At 54.0% G+C, this 16,510-nt stretch carries 10 protein-coding genes; 1 reads left to right on the top strand and 9 read right to left on the bottom strand.

The window, feature by feature from the left end; genetic code table 11:
- The 9 genes from ynfF to lrp all read right to left on the bottom strand — a co-directional run bounded on the left by ynfF (position 1) and on the right by lrp (position 14,926).
- Positions 1 to 2,406 carry a selenate/tellurate reductase subunit YnfF gene (ynfF, locus tag ACIPDS_RS00710; RefSeq protein ID WP_400733384.1) on the bottom strand — a complete coding sequence of 802 codons (2,406 nt, stop codon included), beginning with the start codon at positions 2,404 to 2,406 and terminating at the stop codon, positions 1 to 3.
- An 89-nt stretch (positions 2,407 to 2,495) separates the two neighbouring features.
- A complete protein-coding gene (locus ACIPDS_RS00705; RefSeq protein WP_400731952.1) occupies positions 2,496 to 3,359 on the bottom strand; it encodes a dimethyl sulfoxide reductase anchor subunit family protein in 864 nt (287 codons plus the stop codon).
- A gap of 1 nt (position 3,360) precedes the next feature.
- A complete protein-coding gene (locus ACIPDS_RS00700; protein WP_166514413.1) occupies positions 3,361 to 3,978 on the bottom strand; it encodes a DMSO/selenate family reductase complex B subunit in 618 nt (205 codons plus the stop codon).
- Between the two features lie 10 nt (positions 3,979 to 3,988).
- Positions 3,989 to 6,433, bottom strand: a complete 2,445-nt coding sequence (dmsA, locus tag ACIPDS_RS00695) for a dimethylsulfoxide reductase subunit A (protein WP_400731950.1) — start codon at positions 6,431 to 6,433, stop codon at positions 3,989 to 3,991.
- A 209-nt stretch (positions 6,434 to 6,642) separates the two neighbouring features.
- The gene (serS, locus tag ACIPDS_RS00690; RefSeq protein WP_166514415.1) at positions 6,643 to 7,935 is read right to left on the bottom strand and encodes a serine--tRNA ligase; all 1,293 of its coding nucleotides are present in this window, start codon (positions 7,933 to 7,935) and stop codon (positions 6,643 to 6,645) included.
- A gap of 92 nt (positions 7,936 to 8,027) precedes the next feature.
- Complete coding sequence (rarA, locus tag ACIPDS_RS00685) at positions 8,028 to 9,371, bottom strand: replication-associated recombination protein RarA (protein ID WP_400731949.1); 1,344 nt, start codon at positions 9,369 to 9,371, stop codon at positions 8,028 to 8,030.
- Between the two features lie 9 nt (positions 9,372 to 9,380).
- Positions 9,381 to 9,992: an outer membrane lipoprotein chaperone LolA gene (gene lolA, locus ACIPDS_RS00680; RefSeq protein ID WP_166514417.1), complete on the bottom strand. Its 612-nt coding sequence runs from the start codon at positions 9,990 to 9,992 to the stop codon at positions 9,381 to 9,383.
- Positions 9,993 to 10,114: 122 nt separating this feature from the next.
- Positions 10,115 to 14,311: a DNA translocase FtsK gene (gene ftsK / locus ACIPDS_RS00675; RefSeq protein ID WP_400731948.1), complete on the bottom strand. Its 4,197-nt coding sequence runs from the start codon at positions 14,309 to 14,311 to the stop codon at positions 10,115 to 10,117.
- A gap of 120 nt (positions 14,312 to 14,431) precedes the next feature.
- Positions 14,432 to 14,926 (bottom strand): leucine-responsive transcriptional regulator Lrp, encoded by a 495-nt coding sequence (gene lrp / locus ACIPDS_RS00670; RefSeq protein ID WP_000228473.1) that lies wholly within the window; start codon positions 14,924 to 14,926, stop codon positions 14,432 to 14,434.
- Between the two features lie 541 nt (positions 14,927 to 15,467).
- Between lrp and trxB the strand changes: the two genes are divergently transcribed.
- Entirely contained in the window at positions 15,468 to 16,433 is a 966-nt protein-coding gene (trxB, locus tag ACIPDS_RS00665; RefSeq protein ID WP_166514419.1) for a thioredoxin-disulfide reductase, read from the top strand.
- Positions 16,434 to 16,510 lie beyond the last annotated feature (77 nt).

The following is a 16,510-nucleotide window of genomic DNA, read 5'->3' as shown; positions in this document are numbered from 1 at the left end:
TCACGCCTTCTCTACCTGAACAAGGTTGGTGTGCGATGGGTTGCCTTTCGCCAGCGGCGATGGGCGCGATGAGGTCAGAATATTAATGGAGCCACCATGGTCGACCTTATCGCCGAACATATCCGCCTGTAACCACGCCCCCTGTCCCATTGCCGTCACCCCAGGCATAATCCTTGGCGTCACCTTAGCTTGAATAAACAACTGGCCACGATCGTTAAATACCTTAACCTTGTCGCCATTAACTATTCCGCGCGGTTTAGCATCAATCGGGTTAATCCACACCTCTTGCTGGCAAGCCTGCTGTAAGACATCAATGTTGCCATAGCTGGAGTGCGTTCTGGCCTTGTAATGGAACCCGGTGAGTTGCAGCGGATAATGCTGTCGCTGCGGATCATCCCAACCTTCCACTTCTGCGGCATAAATCGGTAGTGGATCGATAATATCCCCAGCAGGTAATTCCCAGGTCGATGCAATTTCGGCCAATCGCTGTGAATAGATTTCAATTTTCCCTGATGGCGTTTTTAATGGATTCGCCTGAGGATCTTCACGGAAAGAACGATAGGCCACGTAGTGCTCTTCAGGACATTTACGCTTATAAATCCCCGTTTTTTTCATCTCTTCATAGGAAGGCATATCGGGATTACGTTCACGCGTTTTCTCGAATAGATATTTTATCCATTCATGTTGCGTACGCCCTTCGGTAAAGGTATTCCAGACATCATCACCCAACCGTTTTGCTATCTCGCTTAGCATCCAGTAAATAGGCTTACGTTCAAATTTCGCCGTGGTAGCGGGCTGCCCTAAAATGACATAGCCCATATTCCCCGCAGACTCATGCGAGATCAGATCTTCCTGTTCGGTTGGCATAAGGTCGGGCAACAGAATGTCATAATATTTCGCTGATGCCGTGACAAAGTGATCCATCCCGACAATCATTTCGCACTTACTTTCGTCTTGTAATATTTCGTGGGTTCTGGCGATATGGCTGTTTTGATTGATCAGTGTATTACTGGCGTAACACCACATAAATTTAATCGGGACATCAAGCTTATCCTTGCCTCTGACACCATCGCGGGTCGCCGTCATTTCAGCGCCTCGTTCAATAGCCTCGGTCCAGGTGAACACGGATATTTGTGTTTTCACTGGATTATCCAGCATGGAAAACCACTCAACGCCTAAATCAAAGGTTCCTTCACGGGCGCCAGAGTTACCGCCGTTAATGCCGACGTTACCGGTCAGGATAGAGAGCATCGCAATAGCGCGAGAAGCTTGTTCTCCATTAGCATGCCGTTGCGGCCCCCAACCCTGGCAAATATAGGCCGGTTTGGCAGAGCCTATTTCACGCGCCAGTTGAATGATTTTATCTTGCGGGATACCGGTAATTTTCGCTGCCCACTCGGGAGTTTTGGCGATACCGTCCGGCCCATTCCCCTGGATATAGGCTTTATAATGGGCATTCGGCAATGCCCCTTCCGGCAAGGTTTTCTCATCGTAGCCGATGCAGTATTTATCGAGGAAAGGCTGGTCAACCATATTTTCAGCGATAAGCACCCAAGCAATGCCTGCCGCCAGCGCGCCGTCAGTACCGGGACGAATAGGCAACCACTCATCTTCTCGCCCGGCGCCTGTATCCGTATAGCGCGGATCGATAATGATCATTCGCGCATTTGAGCGTTCACGCGCCTGCTCAACATAATAAGTGACGCCACCGCCGCTCATTCGGGTTTCAGCCGGGTTATTACCAAACATCACAACCAATTTGGTATTCGCAATATCGTCCGGGCTATTACCATCATTTCCGCCGAACATATAATTCATACCGGCGCTAATTTGCGCAGTACTGTAGCTTCCGTAGCGGCTTAAATATCCACCACAAGAGTTCATTAAGCGATAAGGCACGTTGGAGTTGGTAATATTGCCGCCATCCACGCCGGTGCCATATAAAACATGCACCGCTTCGTTGCCATAATCCTTAAGCGTCTTTTTCAGGCTGTTGGCAATAGTATCCAGCGCTTCATCCCAGCTAATTCGTTCGAATTTGCCTTCCCCGCGCTTACCGACCCGTTTCATTGGATATTTGATACGGTCTGGGTGATTCATGCGACGGCGAATAGACCGACCGCGCAGACAAGCTCTGACCTGATGTTGGCCATAAATATCTTCACCGGTGGTATCGGACTCAACCCAATACACTTCATCATCTTTCACATGGAGCCGTAGCAAACAGCGGCTACCACAGTTAACGGTACAAGAACTCCAGACGGCCTTTTCTTCTAATTTTGCGGCCTTTTCACTGGCGGCAAAAACTTTATGGCTGAAGGGTAATGAGATCCCTCCCGCAGCAGCAACCAAGCCGGTGGCGGCACCGACCTGAATAATTTTTCGTCGACTCACCGGTGTTTTAATTAATTGTGTTATTTGATCATCTGACATTTTTCCCCCTATACATCCTTGCCTGGTGATAAAAAAAGCCGGAAATTATTCCGGCTTTCAATTTAACTTGCGACCGCCATGCCGACGGTCATATGCAGACCGTAGAACACGCCGCGGCCAATCAGCTCACCCACCAGCACCAGCACGAACGCCAGGCTCAGCAGCGGCAGCGCAGGCTGATAGCCTTTAAGCTGCGGCACCACCCAGCACACCAGCGCCAGCGCAATGGCCACCACGCGCCATGCCATCAGCGAACCATAGTCCGGCACCAGCGCGGATGCCTGCTGAATTGAGCTGTGAATTGCGGCCAGCTCAACGCCCTGCATCAGGGACACCACCACGCTCACCGCCAGCGCCGCCAGGCTCACTACCGGCAGAAGACGCAGCGCCCAGCCTTCCACTCGCGCCCAGCTCAGCAGCAGGTAACCCAGAAGCGGGCCGCCGATAAACAGCGTCAGGAAGAACGAGAGCGGCGTCCAGACCGTGTACCAGGTCGGCACGGTGTCGATGGTGTTATACACGCGCACCATCATCCACACGAAGACCACCCCCAGCACCGCTGTCACCACTAGCCACAGGCTGCGTAACGCACAGGAGAGCTTATTCGTCACCGCCAGCAGCCAGCCAATCCCGCCCACGGCAAAGAAGATTGAACCGCTGGCAATTTCGTTACTCAGCGACGAAGCGCCGATACGGTTAAGCGAGTTAAAGGCGCGCATCGGTGAGCCTAAGTGCAGAATGGAGGCGATAAAACCAATCCCCATCAGCACCCACAGCGCAAACATGCTTACCACCACCCGCTGCTGCTGCTCACGCGACAGCTGCCCTTTCATCAGCGCCAGCGCCAGAACGATAAATCCTCCGGCCACACACTGCCCTAAGACCGTGAAAATCATCAGCGGCCATTCATGCCATCCACTTCCCATCTCACACCTCCTTCGGGTTGGCCAGATAGCCAGTGGTGTCGCCGCACGGACGTGCATTGGCGTTTGGTTTGATCACAATGCTCGGTCTGGTGAAATGCGCAGACGGCAGTGGCGCTACCGCCGCCAGCGTCCCGTGCTTTTTACGCAGCTCTTCAATCGGGCCAAAGTCCAGCGCACGCAGCGGGCAGGATTCGACGCAAATGGGTTTCTTGCCGTCCGCCACGCGCTCATGGCAGCCGTCGCATTTAGTCATATGACCTTTTGCTTCGTTGTACTGCGGCGCGCCGTATGGGCAGGCCATATGGCAATAGCGACAGCCGATACAGACGTCCTCGTTTACCACCACGAAACCGTCTTCGCGTTTGTGCATCGCGCCGCTCGGACAGACCTTGGTGCAGGCCGGATCTTCGCAGTGGTTACAGGCAATCGACAGGTAGTAGGCAAAGACGTTCTGATTCCAGACGCCGTTATCTTCCTGCCAGTCGCCGCCCGCGTATTCGTAAATACGACGGAAGCTGACGTCCGGGGTTAAGTTCTTGAAATCTTTACAGGCCAGTTCACAGGTTTTGCAACCAGTGCAACGTGCCGAGTCAATAAAAAAGCCATATTGCGTGGTCATCGATTATTCCTTACACCTTCTCAACCTGAACAAGGTTGGTATGCGATGGGTTACCTTTCGCCAGCGGCGATGGGCGCTGGGTCGTCAGCACGTTGATAGAGCCGGCCTGATCGATACGTCCCGCATCCGGGTTGTACCAGGCGCCCTCACCCAACGCGACGATGCCCGGCATCATGCGCGGTGTCACTTTGGCTTCAATATGGACTTCACCACGGTCGTTGAAGATACGAATGCGATCGCCATTAGCAATGCCACGTTTCTTCGCATCAATTGGGTTGATCCACATTTCCTGACGGCAAGATGCTTTAAGGACATCAACGTTGCCGTAGGTAGAGTGCACGCGAGCCTTGTAGTGGAAACCGGTCAGCTGGAGCGGGTATTTTTCCGCCAGCGGATCGTTGTAGTTTTCAAAGCCCGGGGTGTAGATAGGTAACGGATCGATGACATCACCTTCCGCTATCTCCCAGGTCGCCGCGATTTTCGCCAGGTCCTGTGAGTAGATCTCAATTTTGCCCGACGGCGTGGTCAATGGATTGGCCTGCGGGTCTTCGCGGAAGGCTTTATAAGCGACGTGATGACCTTCTGGGTCGCGCTGCTTGAAGATCCCCTGCTTGCGGAAGGTATCGAAATCAGGCAACTCCGGCACGGCTTTACGAGAAAGTTCGTGCAGATGACGCATCCAGCCTTCCTGCGTACGCCCTTCAGTGAACTGTTGCTCAACGCCCATGCGTTTCGCAAGCTCGGTGGTCATGTCATAAATCGTTTTGCACTCAAAGCGTGGCTTTATCACCTGATCGGTGAAGATAACGTAGGACATGTTGCCGCAGGAGGCATCCATCGCGAAGTCCATCTGTTCAGATGCGGTGCAATCTGGCAGCAGGATATCGGCATATTTCGCAGACGACGTCATGTGGCAGTCAATCACCACAATCATTTCGCATTTCTTATCGTCCTGCAGGATTTCATGGGTGCGGTTGATTTCAGAGTGCTGGTTAATCAGACAGTTACCGGCATAGTTCCAGATCATTTTGATCGGCACGTCCAGCTTGTCTTTGCCGCGCACACCGTCGCGCAGCGCCGTCATTTCCGGCCCGCGAACGATAGCATCGGTCCACATAAACATGGAGATACTGGTTTCAACGGGGTTTTCAAGCGTTGGCATACGCTCAAACGGCACCTGATAGGAGCCTTCGCGCGCGCCACTGTTGCCGCCGTGAATCCCGACGTTGCCGGTCAGAATCGACAGCATGGAAATGGCACGCGTAGCGATTTCACCGTTAGCGTGACGCTGCGGCCCCCAACCCTGAGAAATGTAGGCCGGTTTTGCGCTGCCAATTTCACGCGCGAGCTTCACGATGCGGTCAGCCGGAATTCCGGTAATGGTGGAGGCCCACTCCGGCGTTTTCGCCGTCGCATCACTGCCCTGGCCCAGGATATAAGCCTTATAGTGACCGTTCGCCGGTGCACCTTCCGGCAGGGTTTTCTCGTCATAACCGACGCAATATTTATCGAGGAACGCCTGATCGACCAGGTTCTCGTTAATCATTACCCATGCCAGCGCGGACACCAGCGCGGCGTCGGTGCCTGGACGAATTGGGATCCATTCATCTTCACGCCCCGCACCGGTATCGGTGTAGCGCGGATCGATGATAATCATGCGCGCATTGGATTTCTGACGCGCCTGCTCCAGATAATAAGTGACCCCGCCGCCGCTCATTCGCGTTTCGCCAGGGTTATTACCAAACAGCACCACCAGCTTACTGTTTTCAATATCAGACGGGCTATTACCGTCAGCCCAACCGCCGTAGGTATAGTTCAGCCCTTCAGCAATCTGGGCAGAAGAGTAGTCACCATAATGGTTCAGATAACCGCCGCAGCAGTTCATCAAACGCGCAATCAGCGTTTTTCCCGGCGGCCAGGAGCGGGTTAACGTCCCGCCAAGCGTGCCGGTACCATAGTTGAGATAAATGGATTCATTACCGTAGTCTTTGATTAAACGCTTCATGTTGTCGGTAATGGTGTCAAAGGCCTCTTCCCAGCTAATACGCTCGAATTTTCCTTCACCACGTTTACCCACGCGTTTCATTGGGTACTTCAGACGGTCTGGGTTATAGACGCGACGACGCATAGAGCGACCGCGCAGGCAGGCACGAACCTGATGCAGACCATCGTAGTCATCATCACCGGTGTTATCGGTTTCGACGTATTTAATCTCGCCATCGACAACATGCATGCGCAGCGGGCAGCGGCTGCCACAGTTAACCGTACAGGCGCTCCAGGTCACACGCTCGACGGCGTTAGTTGGGGCAATGACTTCTGCGGCGCTGACGATACGGCTGAAGGGAAGCGTTAATGCGCTGCTGGCCACTGCCAGTCCGCCTATCGCCGTCGTTTTCATCAAACCACGACGGCTGACCTCGGCTGCCAGTAAAGCATCGGGGATTTCAGTTTTCATGGATACTCACTTCGTTGCTGACATTGAAAACATTGATCGTTATATAGATTTATATATAACGAAATTCTGTTATTGTAGTTTTATATGCTGGTGTTACTTAGAAGGGAGTATTAAACGTTCTACCAGGAGAGGTATTGTTCAGTATCAATATGAGATATAAAAAAAGCGCCTTGCGGCGCTTTTTTCTAAACGATCGGTAAAAATGAGGATTAACCGATAAATTCCAGACCGTTCATGTAAGGACGCAGTACCTCTGGTACTTCAATGCGACCATCTGCCTGCTGATAGTTTTCCAGCACGGCGACCAGCGTACGGCCAACTGCCAGACCAGACCCGTTCAGGGTATGGACCAGACGCGTTTTCTTGTCAGACTTGCTGCGGCAGCGAGCCTGCATACGACGTGCCTGGAAATCGCCGACGTTGGAGCATGAAGAAATTTCGCGGTAGGTGTTCTGCGCCGGAACCCAGACTTCAAGATCGTAGGTTTTGCATGCGCTAAAGCCCATGTCGCCGGTACACAGAATGATTTTACGGTACGGCAGGCCCAGCAATTGCAGCACTTTTTCCGCGTGACCGGTCATCTCTTCCAGCGCCGTCATCGAATCTTCCGGGCGAACAATCTGCACCATCTCAACTTTGTCGAACTGGTGCATACGAATCAGACCACGGGTATCACGACCGTAAGAACCGGCTTCAGAACGGAAGCACGGCGTATGCGCGGTCATTTTGATTGGCAGGTCGTCTTCGTCGATGATTTCATCGCGTACCAGGTTCGTCAGCGGCACTTCCGCCGTTGGGATCAGCGCGTAGTTGCTGCTGTCAGACTCTTCTTCCAGCGGACGCGTGTGGAACAGATCGCCGGCAAATTTCGGCAGCTGACCCGTACCGTACAGCGTGTCCTGGTTAACCAGGTAAGGCACATAGTTTTCACTATAGCCGTGCTGCTCGGTGTGCAGATCCAGCATGAACTGCGCCAGCGCGCGGTGCATACGGGCGATCTGGCCTTTCATGACAACAAAACGTGAACCGGTCAGCTTAACGGCAGCGGCAAAATCCAGACCGCTATGCATTTCGCCAAGCGTCACGTGGTCACGCACTTCAAAGTCAAATTCACGCGGGGTGCCCCAGCGGCTGACTTCGACGTTGTCATTTTCGTCACGGCCTACCGGTGCATCGTCGTGTGGAACGTTCGGGATCGCCAGCGCAATATCGCGGATTTCCGCCAGCAGAACGTCCAGTTCAGCTTTCGCGGCATCAAGTTGTTCGCCGAGTTTATTCACTTCCAGGCGTAAAGGCTCAATGTCTTCCCCGCGTGCTTTCGCCTGGCCGATGGATTTCGATCGCGAGTTACGCTCTGCCTGCAGATTTTCAGTTTCTACCTGCAGTACTTTACGACGCTCTTCAAGAGCGCGAAGTTTATCTACATCCAGCTTAAAGCCCCGGCGTGCCAGTTTTTCTGCGACTGCGTCTGGCTCTGTGCGCAGCAGATTGGGATCGAGCATGCTTATCCTATGCTTATCGAATTGAAAGTGGAGTATGTGACCGCAGCCCGCGGTCACAGAGGTACATCGACAACATTACCGCAACGCCTGCGCTAGCGGTAGCGTTTTGTGTGGCTATTTTGATCCTGTTCAGCAAGCCAGGCGAGCTTTTCGCCAATCTTGCCTTCAAGACCCCGTTTTGTCGGATGATAATAGCGAGTTTGCGCCATCTCGCTGGGAAAATACTCTTCACCCGCGGCGTACGCATTTGGCTCATCATGGGCGTAGCGATATTCCTGCCCGTAGCCCATCTCTTTCATCAATTTTGTTGGCGCATTACGCAGATGAACCGGAACGTCGTAATCCGGGCGATCACGAGCGTCGGCCATCGCCGCTTTAAACGCGGTGTACACCGCGTTACTCTTCGGAGCACAGGCCAGATAGACAATCGCCTGAGCGATAGCGCGTTCCCCTTCTGCGGGGCCAACGCGAGTAAAGCAGTCCCAGGCCGAAATGGCCACCTGCATTGCTCGCGGATCGGCATTGCCCACATCTTCTGAGGCAATGGCCAGACAGCGTCGCGCCACGTAGAGCGGATCGCCACCGGCGCTGATGATACGGGCATACCAGTAGAGTGCCGCATCCGGCGCGCTACCGCGCACGGATTTATGTAACGCCGAAATCAGGTCGTAGAAGCGATCGCCTTTGTTATCAAAACGCGCGCTGCGCTCGCCGGCGATTTCAGTCAACAGTTGAGGTTGCAGTACACGCTTACCGGCATCTTCCAGCTCGGCCATATCGGCCATCATTTCCAGGGTGTTCAGCGCCCGACGAGCGTCACCGTTCACCAGTTGCGCAATCGCAAGACGGGTTTCATCAGGCAGAATAATGTCCTGCCCGCCATAGCCGCGAGCTTTGTCTTCCATCGCCTGCGTGAGCACTTGCTCAATATCTTCGGTGGTTAGCGATTTTAACAAATAGACACGCGCCCGGGAGAGCAACGCGGAATTCAACTCGAACGATGGGTTTTCGGTGGTGGCGCCGATAAAAGTGATGGTGCCGTCTTCAATATGCGGCAGGAAGGCATCCTGCTGGCTTTTGTTGAAGCGGTGGACTTCGTCAACGAACAGAATCGTCCGCCGTCCGGCATTGCGGTTTTGCCGCGCCCGTTCGATGGCTTCACGGATCTCTTTGACGCCAGAGGTGACCGCGGAGATACGTTCAACATCGGCGTTAGCATAGCGCGCAATCACCTCCGCAAGCGTGGTTTTGCCGGTTCCCGGCGGCCCCCAGAGGATCATCGAGTGAAGGTGCCCGGCTTCGATGGCGCGCGGCAGCGGTTTACCGGCCGCCAGCAAATGCTGTTGACCGATATACTGCGCTAAGTTTTCTGGCCGCATACGCGCGGCCAGAGGTTGGAAGATATTATCAGAAAAATCGAGCGACAAATTGCCCACGCATGCCTCTTACTTACGCTGATCGTCCACCGTCACGCCCTGCGGCGGTGTAAAGGTGAATTTAGAGGGGTCAACCGCGCCGTTTTGCTGCGTTTTCAGCTGGTAGCTACTGCGCTGATCGTCCTGTTCGATGGCGCTAAACTGATGGATGGTGCCATCACGGCCAACGTTGATGGTGAATTTTTTCAGATTACCGTTGCTGGCGCGTGGCGTCAGCACAAAATCATCGCCATTTTGCTGGATATTATATTGCTGCCAGTCACTCGCCTGGTTACGCGCAATGAGCATAAACGGCGTGTTGCCGGTAGCATCTTTCAGATTCGTCGCGGTCGCCTGTTCAACGAACGGGTTGTAGAACCACAAGGTTTTGCCGTCAGAAACCAGAACACTTTCATCCGGCTGGGTCATGTGCCAGTTGAACAGATTGGGACGTTTTACCCACAGATCGCCCTGACCGTCCTGTACCGCGTTGCCGCTACCGTCAGTCACTTTTTGGGTAAAGCTGGCGTGGAAGCTGCTGACTTTATCCAGGCGGTTTTTCAGGTCACCGGCGGCATCAGCCCATACGCTGCTGACAACAAAGCTGGAAAGTAATGCACATGTGATCGCGAACTTTTTCATTGTTATTCCTTAAATAGCCTCATGCTCCCGCCAGGAGAGCCTCTGTCACTCACTCTATGATGCCATTTCGTGCGGTGACAGAAGAATATGCTTAATTCTGACTCATTTACCGATCTTTGCAATCAATCAAACGGCGGTGGCGCTAGCACCTCACGGTTACCATTATGCCCCTGTTCGCTGACGATCCCCTGCGCTTCCATCTGCTCGATGATACGCGCCGCGCGGTTGTAGCCGATACGGAACTGACGCTGTACGCCTGAGATCGAAGCTTTGCGTTTCTGCGTCACGAAGTTCACCGCCTGATCGAATAACGGATCCAGCTCTTCTGCGCCGTCAAAACCACCGCCGTTACCGCCTTCGCTTTCACTATCGGAGGTAATGCCTTCAATATATTGCGGGCGACCGCGCGCTTTCCAGTCCTGCACAACCGCATGCACTTCCTGGTCACGTACGAATGCACCGTGGACACGAATCGGGGTATTGGAGTTAGGGGCCGCATAGAGCATGTCACCCATGCCCAGTAATGATTCAGCGCCGCCCTGATCAAGAATGGTACGCGAGTCGATTTTACTGGAAACCGTAAACGCAATACGCGTTGGAATGTTCGCTTTAATCAGGCCAGTGATAACATCGACCGACGGACGCTGAGTCGCTAATACCAGGTGGATACCGGCCGCACGGGCTTTCTGCGCCAGACGTGCAATCAGTTCTTCCACTTTTTTCCCGACGGTCATCATCAGGTCAGCAAATTCATCGACTAGCACAACGATATACGGCAGTTTTTCCAGCACCGGATGGGTGGCATCCATGCTGTCGCCCGGTTTCCAGTATGGGTCTGGAATCGGACGTCCCATGCGGGCTGCTTCCGCGATTTTATCGTTATAACCGGCCAGGTTACGTACGCCCAACGCTGACATCAGCTTGTAGCGACGTTCCATTTCATTGACGCTCCAGCGCAGGGCGTTGGCGGCATCTTTCATGTCGGTGACAACTTCAGTCAGCAGATGCGGAATGCCTTCATATACCGACAGTTCCAGCATTTTCGGGTCGATCATGATGAAACGCACATCTTCCGGCTGCGCTTTATAAAGCATGCTGAGGATCATGGCGTTGACACCGACGGATTTACCCGAACCGGTGGTACCAGCGACCAGCAGGTGTGGCATTTTCGCAAGATCGGCCACCACCGGCTCACCGGCAATGTCTTTACCCAATACCACGGTCAGCGGTGACGGATTATCACGGAATTTTTCGCAATCCAGCACTTCACGCAGATAAACGGTCTGACGTTTTTTGTTCGGCAGTTCCAGGCCCACGTATGGCTTACCAGGAATCACCTCAACCACGCGCACAGCGACGGTCGACAGTGAACGTGCCAGGTCGCGGGAGAGATTGGAGATACGTGCAGCTTTCACGCCCGGAGCCAGGTTCAATTCAAAGCGCGTGATCACCGGACCCGGTGAATAGTTCACGACATCAGCTTTAATGCGATAGTCTGCCAACCGCGTTTCCACCAGACGCGCCATCTGTTCCAGCGCAAATGTATCAACCGGTTCCACTTCTGTCGGCGGTGGCGTTAAAAGATCCAGCGACGGTAGCGGCGTGGTCGGACGTTGTAGCGGACGATCGTCGCCGTTACGCATTAACAGCGGGTGAATCAGGCTCTCCTGCGGCGGTGGCGTAACCGGCTGCTGAACCGGGTGTTGCGGTTGCGCATACTGCGGCGCCTGGGGCTGGTGCACCGGTTGCTGCGGCTGAGCATATTGCGGCTGTTGCACCGGCTGTTGCACCGGCTGTTGCGGCTGAGCAAACTGCTGCGGCGCGTGCTGAGGCTGCTGCTGAGAGTACTGCGGCTGCGCTGGCGCAACCGGTTCTGGCATTACGCTCGGCGTAAATAACGGCGCTTTCGGCGTATCATCTACCAATGTTTTCATCGGTGAGAATTCAAAATCATCGGCCGTGTAGGCGTACGCGCCATCCGGCTGTTCACTCGCGTAGCGTGTCTGCTGCGAGGCAGCAAACTGGCGCGCGAGTTCTGCTTCCGCGACGTTATCCGCATCATCATCCTCAGTTGCATACTGAGCGTGCTGCGTATCTGTTTCACCGTAACGCTGCTGCTGGGTGGCAGCAAACTGACGCGCTAGGGCATCCTGATGTCGCGCATCGGCTTCATCATCGTTGAGGTTATCGGAATCGTCAGTTTGATAGCGCTCTGCTTCACGCGCGGCCCGCTCTTCAGCCATACGCTGGGAGGGCAGCTTAATACCATACGACGCCAGTTCACGACGCGTAGGAACACGCACGCGATTTGGCGCAGGCAATTTCGGGCCAATGCCTTCTTTAACCTGAGGACGCGGCCCTTCGGCTGGGCTGAATAACGGCGCGGAAGCCGCGGCGGCAGTAGCAGCTACGCTACCCGCAGCGACAGAAGCATCGCGCACGCTTGCGGCGATAGGGGCAACGGTTGCGGTAGGTTCAGGCACCGAAACCGGCGTGGAGCTCGACGGGAATACGCCCTGCTGTTCCACGGGTGCCAGAGGCTCAGGAATCGGCTGATACCACGCGGCCAGCTGCTCGCGTTCACGAGCGCGTTTCTCTTCCACTTCTTCGAAGTAATAGAGAGGCGGGCGATGCGCGGGCTTCACCTCTTCTGCAATAGTCGGCTCAGGTTCGGCTGCGGGTGCCGGTTCAACAATCTGAGGCTGTGCGTACTGCGGTTCCTGATATACAGGCTGCTGTGGCTGCGCGTACTGCGGCTCCTGATAAACAGGCTGCTGTGGCTGAGCGTACTGCGGCTCCTGATAAACAGGCTGCTGTGGCTGCGCGTACTGCGGCTCCTGATAAGCAGGCTGCTGCGGCTGCGCGTACTGCGGTTCCTGATAAGCAGGCTGCTGCGGCTGCGCGTACTGCGGTTCCTGATAAACAGGCTGCTGCGGCTGCGCGTACTGCGGCTCCTGATATGCAGGCTGCTGCGGCTGCGCGTACTGCGGTTCCTGATAAACAGGCTGCTGCGGCTGTGCGTACTGCGGCTCTTGATATGCAGGCTGCTGCGACTGTGCGTACTGCGGTTCCTGATATGCAGGCTGCTGCGGCTGCGCGTACTGCGGCTCCTGATATACAGACTGCTGCGGCTGCGCGTACTGCGGCTCCTGATAAACAGGCTGCTGCGGCTGCGCGGCCAACAGAGGATCGTAAGCAGGCTGAGGTGTTGGCGGCCACCCTTCAGGCGTCGGAGCAATATTTGTTTCTGTGGTCACAGGCGGCGGAACAGCCTGCCACTCAACGTCTGGGATGGTCGCTGGCTGCGCGGCGTCGGCAGTCCAGGCGGGGGCTGTGACTATCGGAGCGACCACAGGGGCGGCTTCAGTCACCGAATGGCCGTTTAATAACGGATCGAACTCGTCATAATGTGTCGCACGCGCGGCAGTGGCGCCAGAGAACAGCACATCGTCAGGGTCAGCTTTAGCTGCGTAGCGCTCGGCCTCTTCAGGGTCATCCATGCGGCGCCCTGAGAACAGCGCTTCGTCAGTTTTGCGCCCCATTGGATTTGAGAATTTTTCGGCAATACGTTTACGTCGAGCCAGTGCTCCGCGAAGGATACGCGCACGGCGAGATTCCCGGGATGCTTTCGACGTAGCCTCCCCTTCCTCTTCGTATTCGTCATCTTCGTAGACGTCTTCTTCGACCCAGCTATCATCACGGCGAGTGCGGTTACTGGCGAACGTCAGAATATTGAGGATCCAGCTGCCCATTTTTTCAGCAATGCTGACCCACGACCAGCCGGTAAACAGCGTTAACCCCGCAGCCCAAATGCACAATAGTGCAATGGTGCCGCCGCTGCTGTGCAGCATCGGTTGTAACGCCGTGCTTAACAGGCTGCCGACAACGCCACCGGAAGCGAAATACCAGATGTCATCGGCGTTAATAGCCGCCAGGCCACAGGAGGTGAGAATAATCGCCAGCACGCCAATCAGGCGTAACGATACGGCAAAATAGTCGATGTAGTCTTCGCTTGCCCGGTGTCGCCAGGCAAACCAGCAGCCGCCGACAATGATCACCGGAATGGTGTAAGCCATCACGCCGAAGATAAAGAACAGCGTGTCAGCAAGCCATGCGCCTGATGCGCCACACAAATTGTGGATAGGCTCGTGCCAGGCCGTTTGAGACCAGCTGGGATCGGAAGGATTAAAGCTCAGTAATGCTGCCATCAACCAGACGGCAAAAATGGCGCATAAAAGGAGCAACGCCTCAAGGAGTCGGCGTCCGCTGCTGAGTTTTGTAAGTTTGACTTCTTTGTCTTCTGTATATTCCTGGCTCAAGAAAGGCTCTCCAGGTGCCAAATGCTAAAACGGACAACAGTGCCAGATTACGCTGACACTGTTGCTGTATGGATTAACAGGAGTGTAATCAAACTACGCTGATTTTGCACCTGTTCCGTTTTAGCGGGTCTTAATTACCAGACGATTACTCTGTTTGACCTCTTCCATAACGACATACGTACGGGTGTCATTGACGCCTGGCAGGCGTAGCAGAGTCTCGCCAAGGAGCTTACGGTAAGCCGACATATCAGGTACACGGGTTTTCAACAAATAGTCGAAATCACCGGAAACCAGGTGACACTCTTGAATTTCTTCAAGTTTTTGTACGGCGGTATTAAATTGTTCAAACACATCCGGGGCGCCACGATTCAGAGTAATCTCAACAAAAACCAGCAGCGACGCATCCAGATAATGCGGGTTCAGCAGCGCGGTATAGCCCTGAATAAAACCCTGTCGTTCCAGACGACGTACGCGCTCAAGGCACGGGGTCGGAGAAAGTCCTACTCTTTTGGAAAGCTCGACGTTCGAAATGCGCCCATCTTTTTGCAATTCATTCAGGATGTTGCGGTCAATGCGGTCGAGATCTTTGCCAGGGCGTTTTTTACTATCTACCATTATTATTGTCTCTCTGTATTCCTTCCCTACTCCTGTCTTGACTCTGTGTCACTTCACTGTTCAGAGCCTTATCCCGATTTCAATACGCCGTTGTTGCTGCAACGACGTATATCCCAGGGTATGCGTATGAGAAGCCCCGGTGCCACCCTCCGACATCACGTATGAAGTCTGTCCACGCCATACGTAGATTTCAGTGACCGGGTAAAAATGGCATTTGCGTGCATGAAAATTCACCACACGCGAAACACTGCTTTTCTTCTTCCTTGAATGTTGTCGCAAAAGCACAGGTGATTGTCAAAGCAAAACATCTTTTTTTAGTACAACATGCCAGATATTCATCATCAGCCGGGCTTGATTCACATGTAATCGTCTTATAACTCCCCTGCTGACAGTAGAAATAGTTATGTTTTTTGATGTTAAATTAAGCATCAATCGGCATATTCTATTGCACATATCGTTAACAAAATCGCAGCGCTCTTTTTTTACGTCTGCAAATTCCCTACAATCCAGACCAATGTCTGCCAACAATTATGGGGATCTCATGGGCACGGCCAAACACAGTAAGTTGTTAATCCTTGGTTCAGGACCTGCGGGATATACCGCAGCGGTCTATGCTGCACGCGCAAACCTGCAACCGGTACTGATTACCGGTCTGGAAAAAGGCGGTCAGTTGACCACCACCACTGAAGTGGAAAACTGGCCAGGCGATCCGAACGATCTGACCGGTCCGCTGCTGATGGAACGCATGCACGAGCATGCCACCAAATTTGAAACCGAAATTCTTTTCGATCACATTCACAGCGTCGATCTGCAAAACCGTCCCTTCCGTCTGACTGGCGATAGCGGCGAGTACACCTGCGATGCATTGATCATTGCTACCGGCGCTTCTGCTCGTTATCTGGGCCTCCCTTCCGAAGAAGCCTTTAAAGGACGCGGTGTTTCCGCCTGCGCAACCTGTGACGGATTCTTCTACCGCAACCAGAAAGTGGCGGTGATTGGTGGTGGCAATACGGCGGTTGAAGAAGCGCTGTATCTGTCGAACATTGCCTCTGAAGTGCACCTGATTCACCGTCGCGACTCTTTCCGCGCGGAAAAAATTCTCATTAAGCGTCTGATGGATAAAGTGGCAAGCGGCAATATCGTCCTGCACACCAACCGTACGCTGGAAGAAGTTACCGGCGATCAAATGGGCGTGAGCGGTCTGCGTTTGCGTGATACCCAGAGCGATGATATTGAGTCGCTGGACGTTGCCGGTCTGTTTGTGGCTATCGGTCACAGCCCGAACACCGCCATTTTCCAGGGTCAGCTGGAACTGGAAAACGGCTACATCAAAGTTCAGTCCGGTATTCATGGCAATGCGACACAGACCAGCATTCCGGGTGTCTTTGCTGCGGGTGACGTGATGGACCACATTTATCGTCAGGCAATTACCTCTGCGGGCACCGGCTGTATGGCCGCGCTGGATGCAGAGCGTTATCTCGACGGTCTGGCCGACGCTTGCAAATAATCTTTACAAGTCAGTAACAAAAGTAAAAAAGGCGACGATAAGTCGCCTTTATTTTGTCTGCGATGTAACATTGCCGC

The sequence above is a fragment of the Kluyvera sp. NPDC087067 genome (assembly GCF_044745165.1).
Classification (GTDB): domain Bacteria; phylum Pseudomonadota; class Gammaproteobacteria; order Enterobacterales; family Enterobacteriaceae; genus Kluyvera.
This window is presented reverse-complemented; position numbering and strand designations above follow the sequence as displayed.